Below are 13,078 nucleotides of genomic sequence, written 5' to 3' on the forward strand. Positions count from 1 at the left end.
CCGAAGGCCGAAGCGAGCCGCGATATAGGGTGAGCCGGCAGGCCAAGTCAAGGACACTTGGCGCGCTTTGTGGATAGTTCGCCGACAAGCGGATGGCGGCGCATACGACCGGGGGCGGCGGGCGGGAAGCCCGCCGCGTTTGCCTATCAGGCCAGCGTATAGGCCGTCTTGACCGTCGTGTAGAACTCGGCGGCATAGCGGCCCTGCTCGCGCGAGCCGTGGCTTGAGCCCTTGCGGCCGCCAAACGGCACGTGGAAGTCGACCCCGGCCGTCGGCAGGTTGACCATGACCATGCCCGCCTCGGCGTTGCGCTTGTAATGCGTGGCGTATTTCAGGCTGGTCGTGCAGATGCCCGAGGACAGGCCGAACGGCGTGTCGTTGGCGACATGCAGAGCCTCCTCATAGTCCTTGACCCGGATCACCGAAGCGACCGGCCCAAAAATCTCTTCCTGGCTGATGCGCATGGCGTTGGTGGCTTCCGTAAACAGCGCCGGCTGCAGGTAGAAGCCGGGCTTCTCGCGGTTCAGACGCTCACCGCCGAAGGCGAGCTTCGCGCCCTCGTCCCGGCCGATGGCGATGTATTTCTCGTCCTGGTCCAGCTGGTTCTGGTCGACCACCGGGCCGATCTGGGTGCCTGCCTTCAGCGCATCGTCGACGACGAGGTTTTTCAGTTTCTCCGTGACCGCGGCGACAAACTTGTCGTGGATACCGTCCTGCACGATGAGGCGCGACGATGCGGTGCAGCGCTGGCCTGTCGAGAAGAAGGCGCCGTTGACCGCGCAGTCGACCGCGATCGCCAGATCGGCGTCGTCCAGCACGACGAGAGGGTTCTTGCCGCCCATTTCCAGCTGGAATTTTCGGTTGTGCTCGATCGAAGCGGCGGCGACGCGCTTGCCGGTGCCGACCGAACCTGTGAAGGTGACAGCGTTGACGTCGGCGCTATCCAGAATCGCCTGGCCGACGACCGAGCCCTTGCCCATGACCAGGTTAAGCACACCCTTCGGCAGGCCGGCGCGGTGCAGAATGTCGACGATCGCCCAAGAGCAGCCGGGAACGAGGTCGGCCGGCTTGAACACGACGGTGTTGCCGTAGCAGAGCGCCGGCGCGAGCTTCCATGCAGGGATAGCGATCGGAAAGTTCCAGGGCGTGATGATGCCCACGACCCCGACCGCCTCTCGCGTGATCTCGACGCCGACGCCGGGACGCACCGACGGCACGGTCTCGCCCGTCAGCCGCAGTGCCTCGCCGGCGAAGAAGTCGAAGATCTGCGCGGCGCGGATGGTCTCGCCGACGCCTTCGGCCAGAGTCTTTCCTTCCTCGCGGGACAGAAGTCTGCCCAGTTCGTCCTTACGGGCAAGGATCTCGTCGGAAGCTTTGCGCAGCACGGCGTGGCGCTCGAGCGGTCCGGAACGCGACCATTTCGGGAAGGCCGACTTCGCGGCAGCGATCGCCGCAAGCGCATCCGCCTTGGTGGCGCGCGCATAGTCGCCGACGACGTCGTTAGTGTCGGAGGGATTGATGTTGGGGATCGCGTCGCCCTTCACCCATTCGCCGTCGATCAGATTGCCATGCAGTTCGCTCATATCCGCTTCCATCAAATTAGAATTTCAGTGTCGGCCAGCAGCCATCGAACTCATGCAACAGGCATGCAAGTACCAGCGGGCTCGACGCTTACTTAGGCGAAACCCGATAATCGCAACAGGCTTGAGGGGCAAGATTCGCACGGCTCAAGGACGATTCCAGATTCGCCCGAAAAAACGACAACGGCGCCGATCGGCGCCGTTTCTCACGAAGCGATTGCAATCAGACCGCTGGCCGTCAGAACTTGACCTTGAGGCTACCGGACAGCGCACTGACGAGATCGTTGCCGAAATCGTAGGAAACATCGGTGCCGAAGGTGTTGCCGTCAGACTCCACGGCGCCTGCGGAACCGCTGGTGAGAATACCAAGCGCTCCTCCAAGCCTGACCTCGATATTCTTTGTAGGTGTGTAGGCCGCACCGGCGCTGACGGTCCAAGTGTCCGTCTGCGAGCTCAAACCGGTGGTCGTTCCCCGGTCCCAGGTCAGCGACAAGGCGCCGCTCCATTGGTCGTTGAACCTGTGGCCGACACCGCCCTGCACCGTCCAGCCGTCGCGATAGAGCAGGTCGAGCGACGTGACGAAACCCGGTCCCTGGTAGCTGCACCCGAGAGACTTGACCGCGGTGGAACAGAAGCTCACGACCTGCAGGACACTCCAGTCGACCCATTTCACGGAGCCGAAAGCCAGCCAGTCAGGTGCTATGCCCGACTGAACCTTGAACTCAACCGATGCCGGCATGCTCGCCGTTCCGAACACCGGGATGGCCGTGCGTCCTGCCTGCGTTAGGTCGACCGTGCCCGTCACATCGCCGAGGTCGACCTCGCTGTTGTAGACCAGGCTGGCGCGAAACGCGATTTCCGGGATTTCGTATGCCGCGCCGATGCGCCAGCCAACCCCGTCACCTTCCAGGTCGATACGCCCAATGCCGCTCAACTGATTGATCGGGAAAGGCGCGGGGCTGAAATCCTGGACCAGTCTCGTCTTGAAGCCCTCGACTTCCTGGTAGAAGACGCCGCCAATCAGGCGCAACTGGCCGCCCTTGCCGACATCGAACTTGTAGGAGCACGTGCCGGCATAATTGTCGCTATCGATCTTGGTCTCGATGTTGCTGTTGGCGCCGGCCCAGTTGATGCCGGGATTGCTGTGAACACCCCAGGGTTGGGAATAGTCGATCATGCAGTCGAAACCGGCCATCCCGGCCTTAAGGCCGACTCGCGGAACCCAGTAAGGTTCGGTGTCGTCGGCTGTGGTCGAGCGGCCGTTCAAATTGCCGCCGCCCCGTCCGAAGCCCGGGCTTCCGGGAGGCACAAGCGCCGTGGTCGGGTCGGTGTCGACCGCATTCTTCAGCTTGCGGTCCGGCATAACGTAGGTTTCGGTCGCTTCGGCAGCGAAGCGCGACGGGTCGAACAGCAGGTCGATATTATAGCCGCCGCGTTCCAATCCACCCGCAATCGCGGAGCCCATGAACGCCGTCGAAAGGCAGCTCGCTCCGATCAAAGACGACAGCAGCGTTCGGCTCATGAAAGTCCTCTCCCCAGCACTTCACGCAACGTTGATCGAAATCACGACGGGCGTGCAACTCGCAATTTGAGCGGCCGTCCCTGCCGTACCGACGGGTTCCCTCGACCTCCCCTTCGGAACACGTCGACGCGGCAAAGTTTCGCAGGGTTTTGGTAAAAAACGATAACGAAAAGGGAGGAAACGCCCAAAACGACACGCCGTTTCCGCGAATTGGGCCGACTTGTCACTTTGCGGCAACAATACGGCGGAAAATCGCCCCGGGCGTTTGAACTACCGCTGGGGAACACCTCCTGCGGGCGCTTTCGAAGGAAGCGGGACGGAAAAACGCCGTCCCGCGACTCACATCAAGCCTTGATGTCGCGCACCCGCGAGAGGGCGATGACCAGACGCTCCTGGGTCGCCTGATATTCCGCAAGCTTCTCGCGCTCGGCCTCAACGATCTCCGGCGCGGCATTGGCGACGAAGCGCTCGTTGGAGAGCTTCTTGTGGATGCGCGCGATCTCTTCCGTGACCTTTGCAAGCTCCTTCTGCAGCCGGGCGGCTTCGACCGCCAGGTCGATGAGCCCGCCGAGCGGCAGGCAGATCGTCGCTTCGCCGAGTACGATCTGCGCCGAGGCCGGCGGCGGAGCGTCCGCGCGGGTGATGGCGTCGACCCTGGCGAGACGCCTGATCGCCCCATCCTGCCGGTCGAGCCGGTCGATCGTGGTCGCGTCCGCCCCGACCACGACAAGCGGCGCGATCGCGCCGGCAGGAACATTCATCTCGGAGCGCACGGAACGGATGCCCGAGACGAGGTCGACCAGCCAGTTGATTTCGGCCGCCGCGTCCGCGTCATCGAAATCCGGCTGCGGCCAGCGCGCGTGGCAGAGCAGGGTCGATCGCTCCTTGCCCTCGCCCGCCGTATGTGCCCACAGTTCCTCGGTCATGAACGGCATCATCGGATGCAGCAGCTTGTAGATCTCGTCCAGCACGAAAGCCGCCACCGCCTGGCTTTCCGCCTTCGCCGCCTCGTCGGTCCCGGCGAAGATCGGCTTCAGCAGTTCCAGATACCAGTCGCAGAACAGGTTCCAGACGAAACGGTAGGCAGCGCCTGCGGCCTCGTTGAAGCGGTAGGTGGTGATGCCTTCGGTGATGGCGCCGGCGGCGCGCGACAATTCGGTCAGGATCCAGCGGTTCACCGTGAGCTTGGCGTCGTGGAGCCAGAACTCGTCGTTGCGCGCCACGCCGTTCATCTCGGCGAAACGGGTGGCGTTCCAGAGTTTCGTGCCGAAATTGCGGTAGCCGGCGATGCGGGCCGGATCGAGCTTAACGTCCCTGCCCTGCGCGGCCATGATGGTCAGAGTGAAACGCAGCGCGTCGGCTCCGTATTCGCTGATCAAGTCGAGCGGATCGATGACGTTGCCTTTCGACTTCGACATCTTTGCGCCGGTCTTGTCGCGCACCAGCGCGTGGACATAGACCGTGTGGAACGGCTCCTCCTCCATGAAATGCAGGCCCATCATCATCATGCGGGCGACCCAGAAGAAGATGATGTCGAAGCCGGTGACCAGCACGTCGGTCTGGTAATAGGTCTTCAATTCCGGCGTGTTCTCCGGCCAGCCGAGCGTCGAGAACGGCCACAGCGCCGAGGAGAACCAGGTGTCGAGCACGTCCTCGTCGCGGGTGAGGATTTCGCCCGGCTTGAAGTTTTCAAGCTTGTCCTCGACCCAGCCCTTCCAGGGACCTTCGAGCGCCAGATAATATTCGACCGCGGCACCGAGCGCCTCTCGCTCGGTTTTTTCCACGAAGACATGGCCGTCCGGACCGTACCACGCCGGGATCTGGTGTCCCCACCAGAGCTGGCGCGACACGCACCAAGGCTCGATGTTCTCCATCCAGTCGAAATACGTCTTTTCCCAGTTCTTCGGCACGAAGTTGGTGCGGCCCTCGCGCACCGAGGCGATCGCCGGCTTGGCCAAGACCTTGGCGTCGAGGAACCATTGGTCGGTCAGCATCGGCTCGATGACCACGCCCGAGCGGTCGCCGAACGGCTGCATGATCTTCTTGGCCTCGACGAACGGGACGTCGTTGCCCTCCGCGTCCTTGACGGTGACGGCGAGCCCCTCGGCGGTGATTGCCTCGACGATGAGTTTACGGGCGGCGTAGCGGTCGAGGCCGCGATATTCGTCCGGCACCGGATTGATGCCGTCGATCTCGGCCTCGCTCGGCAGATCGCCGGTCTTGGCGATCTCAAGCGCCTGCGCCGCATAGTCGGCATAGGGTTCACCGTCGGCGCGCATCACCGCGCGCGTATCCATCAGCCGGTAGAGCGGAATGTTGTTGCGGCGGGCGACCTGGTAGTCGTTGAAGTCGTGCGCGCCGGTGATCTTCACCGCGCCCGAGCCGAAGGTGGGATCGGGATATTCGTCGGTGATGATCGGGATCAGGCGCCTGTGTTCCTTCGGGCCGACCGGGATTTCGCACAGCTTGCCGACGATCGGCGCGTAGCGCTCGTCGGATGGATGGACGGCCACCGCGCCGTCGCCCAGCATGGTTTCGGGCCGCGTCGTCGCGATCGAAATGTAGTCGCGCTCTTCCTCCAGCACGACGTTTCCGTCAGCATCCTTCTCGACATAGGTGTAGGTCTCGCCGCCGGCCAGCGGGTATTTGAAATGCCACATATGGCCGTCGGCTTCCTTGTTCTCCACTTCGAGATCGGAAATCGCCGTCTCGAAAGCCGGATCCCAGTTGACCAGCCGCTTGCCGCGATAAATCAGGCCTTCCTTGAACAGCCTGACGAAGACCTCCAGCACCGCCTCCGACAGACCCTCATCCATGGTGAAGCGCTCGCGCGACCAGTCGCAGGAGGCGCCGAGCCGTTTCAACTGGTGGATGATCGAGCCGCCGGACTGTTCCTTCCAGGTCCACACACGGCTGATGAACTCGTCGCGGCCGATGTCGCGGCGCGAGACGCCACTCGCCGCAAGCTGGCGCTCGACCACCATCTGCGTGGCGATGCCGGCGTGGTCCATGCCGGGCTGCCAGAGCACATTCTTGCCGCGCATGCGCTCGAAGCGGACAAGAATGTCCTGCAGCGTGTTGTTGAGCGCGTGCCCCATATGCAGCGAGCCGGTGACGTTGGGCGGCGGGATGACGATGGTGAAGGGCTCCGCGCCGGGCTCGGCGCCCGCGCCGGCACGAAACGCATCCTCCGCCTCCCAGCGCTCGGCAATGGCCGGCTCGACCGCTTTCGCATCATATGTCTTGTCAAGCATGGGGAAACCGCCTGCGATTGTCCGGAAATTCGAAAGGCCGGTGTAAATCGAATGGCAGGAGGCAAGTCAACCGCGGATGCCAAGCTTCCTCGTCGCCACGCTGCCTTTCGGCCCTGGCCATTGTCGAGAGAATGCCCTCATTGGCGAGGGGTAGTCGGGAAGCGGGGCGCGAGGCCGTGCCTCCTAATTTAAACAATACGTGGCGCGACTTGCGCGCCCCGCCGGCGACTTTGGGCTCCGCCCCGTCCTGCTTCGCGACAGCTCCGGCTCCAGCTTTCGCCTCGGCTGGCCGTGCTTAAGCGCGTCGTCCAGCGCACACCGCACGTAGTTGCGGAGGGAGGACCTTCGGACAAAGCCTCCCCGGCCATGCTGCTTCGTCGGCAACATGACGGAGGCGCCGGTTCCTCCCCACTAACGAACGACTCCGGAAGCGTTCCCGGCGGGAGAAACTGCGGGCAATTATGCGGGAGGTTTTGGGGAAGGGGATGAAATCGGGGGAAAAATCGTGCCGTTGATTTTTTTCACGAGACCCCGCGAAAAGGTAAGCGCCTGGCACAGTTACCTTTTCACTCCGATTTCAACTCACTGAAGCTGCGATTTTCCACGGAAATAAAATAAAACCGAAATATGCTTTCCCCTTGCACCCAACCGCGCGACGGCAATGGCGATCCTAATTCGCACCTCGCGCGACCCGCTCGATTTCCTCGCGCACCAGCCGCTCGACCAGCGTGGGAAGATTGTTGTCCAGCCAGTCCTGCAGCATTGGCCGCAGCATCTCCTCGGCCATCTCATCGAGGCTCTTGCGGTTGCGGGCCGCCAGAGCTTCGGAGAGTTCGTTGAACGCGGCAGCAACCTGCCGGCCGGTATGGTCCGAAATAATGGCGGGCCGCGCCGCTTCGACAGGCACCGCCGGCGTATCGGTCACGACATCCTCCGCCTTGACGTAATTTGCCTGCGAAGACGCGATGTCTTCGAGCACAGCATTCGCCACCGCATCGAGGTCGAAATCGTCATGCTCCATGGCCTCGACAGATTCGGGCTCGGACACGCCAAGCTGCCAATCCGCCGGGGTCGGGATTTCCGGCAACGGGGAGACGGTCGTCATCGACGCCTCCGCCGGCTCGAACGCGGGCTCGATATTCGCCGCGGCCGCGTCCACGGCGTGCGTCACCGTGGAAAAATCCTGCCCGTAATCCGGTTCGGACGCCCCGCGAACGGCCAATCTCTCCGCGACGACCTGCGCCTGGACTTCCGCCAGCGTGACGGGCTGGCGGGTTTCGGCCTGGGGAACCTCGGCACGCGGTGTCGAACGGAACGTATCGACCTCGATCACCGTGCTTTGCTGAGGAGGCGCCGACGTGGCCGAAGCGAGGGCCGGTGAAGGCGACACGTCATTGTCAGGCCGGACCGGCTGGCCGCTGTCTTCGGGACGGCGAACCGTGTCGCTGTCCTCGATGATCCGGCGGATGGAAGCCAGGATCTCTTCCATCGAGGGTTCGCGCTGTGCGCCGCCGAGTTGTGCCATCGTCACGTCCGCCGCCTTTGTGACCGTTGCTGAAAACAGCTCTCGGAGAAAGCCGCCCACGAATCATGACGTCAGCGTAGCGGAGGGGCACACCAGCGAGAATCCCAAAAGATCAGGCGCAAGGCGATTTCCAAAGGATTAGGGGAGATAAGGAAGGCGGGGAACGAACTTCTATCGACCGTCAGGCGTGCGCAAGCCGATCCACTTGTCCTTGACAGCCCGATAGTGTTCCTGCGGCTTGTATTCAGCGACCGCCAGGCCGAGCCGCTTAACGCCGAGCGTGCCGATCGCCGACAGGATCGCATAGCTGCCGACCACCACATCGCGTTCGCTGCTGGCGAGGTTCACCTGCGCGTTGATGACGTCCTGCTGCGCGTTCAACACGTCGAGCGTGGTACGCTGGCCGACATTGCGTTCCTCGATGACACCGTTGAGCGCGAGCTGGGCAGCAGCGACCAGTTCACGATTGGCCACGACACTTTCCTTCGCGGCGACATAGCTTGTCCACGCCGACGTCACCGCCTGGCGCACCTGGTCGCGCGATACGTCGACATCGATTCGGGCCTGGCCGAGTTGTTCCTTCGACTGCCGGACCTGGGCGGACACCCGGCCGCCCTGATAGATCGGGATGGTGAGGGAAGCGCCTATGCTTGCGGACGTGTTCGTGCCGTTCTGGCCACCGCTGTTGTTGATGCCGTTGTTGAAGCCAGGAATGGGGCTGGTGTTCGGGGCATAGGGCGCGGTGTTGTTGAAGCCCGAGCTAATGCCTGCCGAACCGGTAATCTGCGGCAGCAATTGCCCTTCCGCCGACTTGACGTTGAAACCGGCGGCATCGACGAGGTGCTGCGACGAAAGGATCGCCGGATGCTGGGTTTCCGACATGGCATAAGCAGCTTCCACGGATTTGGGCAACAGCTTCGCCAACGGGGACGCCGGCTGCAGATTGCCGGGATCCTCGCCGATGACCTGCCGGTAGGCGGCGGCGCTGGCCAACGCCTGGGCACGCGCGGCGGCAAGCTGCGCCACGGCCGACGAACGGCTGGCATCGGCCTGCGCGACATCCGTGCGCGTACCCTCTCCAACCTCCAGGCGCGAGCGCGCGGCACGCGCCTGCTCGTTGAGGAATTCGAGATTCTGCTCGGTGAGCACGGCGATCCGCCGGTCGCGGATCACGTCCATATAGGATGCAGCCGCATTGAACAGCGTGTTCATCTCGGTGTTGCGCAGGCTCTCGAAGGACGCCTGCACCTGTGCCTCGGCGGCGGAGACGTTGTTCTTGGTCTGAAAGCCGTCAAAAAGCGTCTGGTTTATCTGGACGCCGAACGACCCCGACGTGAGGCGTGTACTGCTGCGCGATCCGCTTTTGTCGCGGGGATTCACGGAGTTGGAGCTGTAGTCCAGACTTCCAATCGCGGCGACCGTCGGCCTGTAGCCGGACTTGGCGATCGCAACGTTCTCGTCGGTGGCGCGGACGCTGGCGCGCGCCGAGTTGAAGCTCGAATTGAACTGGTATGCCTTGGTCAGGGCACCACTGATGGTCTCAGCCGAAACCGTGGCAGACGAAAGTGCTGTCGCGGACAACAGGACGGCAGCGAATAAGGAGTTACGAAAAAACGACACGGCACATCCCTCTTCCGTAGCGGCGCAAGGCACGCCCCGCCCGAATCACCCGGCGCGGCCATGGACCTTAACCGTCACGTACCACGCCAACCCTCACCAAATCGTGAGATTCAGCGCAATTCTCACATTCCGCTCAGACCGGTCCCACCCCGTCAGAACTGAAATGTATAAGCGCGCTCGAAACCCGGCAATGGCTTAATCGCCGCGTTGAACGCGCTGCGGCCGGTGACGACGCCGTTCCATTTCGAATAGATTAGCGCCTTGCCGGCGTTTCCACCGCCTTCGACCACGACCAGCCGGCCGCCATTCTTGAGCTGCGAAAAAAGCGTCTCGGGAGGCACCTCGACCGAGCCGCCGACAAAAATCACGTCGTAGGGCGCCTCCGCCGCATATCCTTCCTGGAAAGCGCCGTGCACGACCGCCACGTTGTCGCACCCGAGCCCCGCCAGATTTTCCGTCGCCAGATCGGCCAGCGCCTTATCCGCTTCCAACGCGACCACGGAACTCGCCAGCCGGGACAGCACGGCCGCCGAGTAACCGCTGCCGCAACCGACATCGAGGACGAAATCCGAAGGCACGATCTCGGCGAGTTGCAGGAGCTTGGCGAAAGGCGACGGCTGCATCTGGTATCGCGCGGAACTGCCACCTTGCGCAGGCGCGATCTCCACGTCTTCGTCGATATAGGCAAGGTCGCGGCGGCTGGCGGGCACGAACTTCTCGCGCGGCACGGCGAGCATCGCATCGAGCAGCGCCGTGCTGGTCACATCGGTCGTACGCACCTGGCCGTCGACCATGCGAATGCGCCGCTGGGCGTAATCTGCTTCCATCTCAAACCGGTCCGTTCCCTGCGCCGCTGGGGGCGCGCATCAAAGCTAGAAGGCGGGCACCGGCTGCACGAACCGGCGACGACAGGATGGAGGCCTCGCCCGGAATCGAACCGGGGTGCAAGGATTTGCAGTCCTCTGCGTAACCACTCCGCCACGAGGCCTCGTCGCCCCGCCGTTCTATGCACGCTCAATAAGTTACCGCTTGGGGGCGGGTCAAGTGAACAAGGCCGTTCTGAACAGACTCAGCCGCCCCGTTGCCAACATCGAACCCGGACGTGCTCTTTCCGCATCACTTGACATATTGGCCGGCGATACCCAGGGGAACGCCCCAAGAAGCGCCGGACCCTTGCCGTCCATGACTCAAGGTGCGGGCGGCGGCCTAGCGCGCCGATGGACGCCGGCGGCGTTCCCACCAGACGACCGTGCGGCGGCGCAGCCTCCTTACCTTGGCAAATTCATAGGACAGGACGAGCAGGCCGAGCGGTATCATCCAGAACCCAAGCACAGGCAGGAATCCGAGGAATCCGCAAAAGACGAGCACCATGCCGATGGCGATTCGCAAGGCGCGCGACTGCGGCATCCGGAACTCTCGGCCGAACACTTTTATCCGCCGCGCCGCTTCGCCTTCGTCGGGACCGTCGAACTCTTCATTCTCGCCATCGCGCCGGGTCTTTCCGCCCATCCATACCTTCTCCAACCAAGCCGGACCGCCTCCGTCTGTGGGACGATCCGTCGACATCATATGATGCCGACAGCCAGCGGACGCCACATCACTGTGTAAGCCGGCCAAAAAAATGCCTCGCGGCGCTTTGCAAAGCTGAAACGGGTTTGCTATAGGCAGCCGCAATGCTGATACGAGCACCCGTTCCCCGGTAGCTCAGTGGTAGAGCAACCGGCTGTTAACCGGTTGGTCGCTGGTTCGAATCCGGCCCGGGGAGCCAATAGTTTCAATGATTTGTTAGCCTTTTCGTTCCCACAGGCTCATCGAAATGCTGTTCGGACAGCATTCCGGGCGACCAAAGCCGTCAGAATCCGCTCCGACCTTTTTCGGGTTCTCGGCGCCGAGTCCCGGCTTCGACGCCAGGGGCGACGCCCTTCATGACGGCGTCCGCGGCTCGCCTCGAACCGAAGCGCCGATACGGAAACGCGGCGAAACTGACCAATATCGCCTGTTTTTCAACAGGGGATCGGACAGCAGCAAGCTTGTTTGGTCACGGCGGCGGCGTATTTCCGATCATCGAGCAGGACGCCGACTCGCTTTTGCGCACTTGAGTCGCGTTGGATTCTCCTGAGGCGATTTGATCAAATTACGCTGCGATCAACATCTCTTCGAGGCCGCGTAAATCGTCGGTCTCGGCATCGGCCGAGGGAATCCTCCCGACCGACTCGAGCAGTCGGCGATTGTCAAACCGACCGGCCCATTCGAGTTTCGCTATTCCGGCTGTTTAATGGATTTCCACGGACGACGCCGATGAATCGATCCGGACTTGCAACGACCATCAATCGTCTCGGGAAGGCGTTGCCGTAGCCGCCACCAACACCGCCCTGAAGAGGGAAAAGGACCACCCGGCACGGACGCATTCGCCAAGGTGCGGCAAACGGCCCCGTCCCTACCAGCCCGCCGCCATGCCGGCGATGAGGACAGCCTCGCCGGCGACGATTCCCGGCAGCATGCGCTTGCCGGTGGCGAGGTAGACGGCAAAGCCGGCGACCGCCGCGCCGATGCGGAGCGCCATGGGGGTGTCGGCCAGCGAACCGCTGGGAAAGACGACCAGGTTGCCGATGACCGCGGCCACCAGCGCCGTGGCGACGGCGCGGGCGAACACCAGCGCCTCGGACTCCTCGCGGATGCGGCCGCCGAAATGCACGCCGAGCAACCGCCAGATGTCGGTGGCCAGCCCGCCGGCGACCAGCACGAACAGGAACGGCCACCACCAGGCGTCGATCGCCTCGAAGGTCACGGCCGCGCCACCCTGCCGACGAGACGGTGGAAGGCGTAGGCGGCGATGCCGCCGACCAGGCCGGCGGCCAGCAAGTCGAAGCCCGGCAGCAGGATGTGGAAGACCGGCCCGAGCACCAGCCCGGAAAGCATGGCGACATGGCCGGCGCTTTCGCGCGCCGAGCCCCACAGCGAGGTCAGGAAATAGATCGGCGTGAGGAACAGCAGCGCCGCCGTCACCGGCGCCGGCAGGCTGCCGACCAGCAGGAAGACGATGCCCACCAGCACGGTGTTGCTGATGAGCAGCGTCGAGCCGAGGCCGAGGAAATAAGCGGTGCGCATGTCGCGCGGCACGCCGCGCAGACGCTCCATCGCCAGCACCCAGGAGGTGACGGCGACGAAATGCGAGAGGACATAGAGCACCCATCGCGGCGTGCGTTCGGCGCGCAGCTCCGGCGTCAGCGCCACCACCATCGGCATCATGCGGAAGGATGACAGGGCGACGGCGAAAGCCGCCCAGGGAAGTGCTGCGCCGGAGAGGATCGCGCCGATCAGCACGACATTGGCAGGCAACGCCCAGACCACCGCCGTCATGAACATCGTCTCGGCGAGGCCGAAGCCGGATTCCTTGGCGAGGCCGGCAAAGCCGACATAGGCCGTGGCCAGGATCCAGCCTGGCACCGAAAAGGCGGCGCGGACGCCGCGAAGATACCAGCGGTGTCGCTCGTGCTGTCTGGGATGCGGCGAGGTGTCCGGCATGCAGCCGCCGCATAACATGGGTCGACAGCCGAGTCAGCCGGGGCTTGCACGG

10 protein-coding genes and 2 tRNA genes are annotated in these 13,078 nt (G+C 63.5%); 2 read left to right on the forward strand and 10 right to left on the reverse strand.

All coding sequences use genetic code 11. The annotated features are described in order from the left end of the window. Positions 1–146: 146 nt before the first annotated feature. From ACSBOB_RS22660 to ACSBOB_RS22695, 8 genes are all read right to left on the reverse strand, one after another. Complete coding sequence (locus ACSBOB_RS22660) at positions 147–1,583, reverse strand: aldehyde dehydrogenase family protein (protein WP_442578322.1); 1,437 nt, start codon at positions 1,581–1,583, stop codon at positions 147–149. 235 nt (positions 1,584–1,818) lie between these two features. After that, entirely contained in the window at positions 1,819–3,102 is a 1,284-nt protein-coding gene (locus tag ACSBOB_RS22665) for an outer membrane protein transport protein (RefSeq protein ID WP_442578323.1), read from the reverse strand. 344 nt (positions 3,103–3,446) lie between these two features. Continuing rightward, on the reverse strand, positions 3,447–6,356 hold the full coding sequence (locus ACSBOB_RS22670; RefSeq protein WP_442578324.1) for a valine--tRNA ligase: 2,910 nt from the start codon (positions 6,354–6,356) through the stop codon (positions 3,447–3,449). A gap of 670 nt (positions 6,357–7,026) precedes the next feature. Further along, complete coding sequence (locus ACSBOB_RS22675) at positions 7,027–7,881, reverse strand: PopZ family protein (RefSeq protein ID WP_442578325.1); 855 nt, start codon at positions 7,879–7,881, stop codon at positions 7,027–7,029. 171 nt (positions 7,882–8,052) lie between these two features. Beyond that, positions 8,053–9,501, reverse strand: coding sequence for a TolC family outer membrane protein (locus ACSBOB_RS22680; RefSeq protein ID WP_442578326.1), 1,449 nt, complete (start codon positions 9,499–9,501; stop codon positions 8,053–8,055). Positions 9,502–9,653: 152 nt separating this feature from the next. Beyond that, the gene (locus tag ACSBOB_RS22685) at positions 9,654–10,328 is read right to left on the reverse strand and encodes a protein-L-isoaspartate O-methyltransferase family protein (RefSeq protein WP_442578327.1); all 675 of its coding nucleotides are present in this window, start codon (positions 10,326–10,328) and stop codon (positions 9,654–9,656) included. 87 nt (positions 10,329–10,415) lie between these two features. After that, positions 10,416–10,489 (reverse strand) — tRNA-Cys (locus ACSBOB_RS22690). A gap of 218 nt (positions 10,490–10,707) precedes the next feature. Continuing rightward, entirely contained in the window at positions 10,708–11,010 is a 303-nt protein-coding gene (locus ACSBOB_RS22695; protein ID WP_442578328.1) for a PGPGW domain-containing protein, read from the reverse strand. A 184-nt stretch (positions 11,011–11,194) separates the two neighbouring features. Between ACSBOB_RS22695 and ACSBOB_RS22700 the strand changes: the two genes are divergently transcribed. Then, positions 11,195–11,269: transfer RNA gene (locus ACSBOB_RS22700), tRNA-Asn, on the forward strand. Positions 11,270–11,426: 157 nt separating this feature from the next. Then, a complete protein-coding gene (locus tag ACSBOB_RS22705; RefSeq protein WP_442578329.1) occupies positions 11,427–11,600 on the forward strand; it encodes a hypothetical protein in 174 nt (57 codons plus the stop codon). A gap of 338 nt (positions 11,601–11,938) precedes the next feature. Here ACSBOB_RS22705 and ACSBOB_RS22710 read toward each other — a convergent pair whose 3' ends face one another. Both ACSBOB_RS22710 and ACSBOB_RS22715 read right to left on the reverse strand, forming a co-directional pair. Further along, positions 11,939–12,289, reverse strand: a complete 351-nt coding sequence (locus ACSBOB_RS22710) for an AzlD domain-containing protein (RefSeq protein ID WP_442578330.1) — start codon at positions 12,287–12,289, stop codon at positions 11,939–11,941. Further along, positions 12,286–13,026 (reverse strand): AzlC family ABC transporter permease, encoded by a 741-nt coding sequence (locus tag ACSBOB_RS22715; protein ID WP_442578331.1) that lies wholly within the window; start codon positions 13,024–13,026, stop codon positions 12,286–12,288. The genes ACSBOB_RS22710 and ACSBOB_RS22715 overlap by 4 nt, the downstream gene beginning before the upstream one ends. Positions 13,027–13,078 lie beyond the last annotated feature (52 nt).

This window comes from Mesorhizobium sp. KACC 23794 (assembly GCF_052180275.1).
Lineage (GTDB): Bacteria > Pseudomonadota > Alphaproteobacteria > Rhizobiales > Rhizobiaceae > Kumtagia.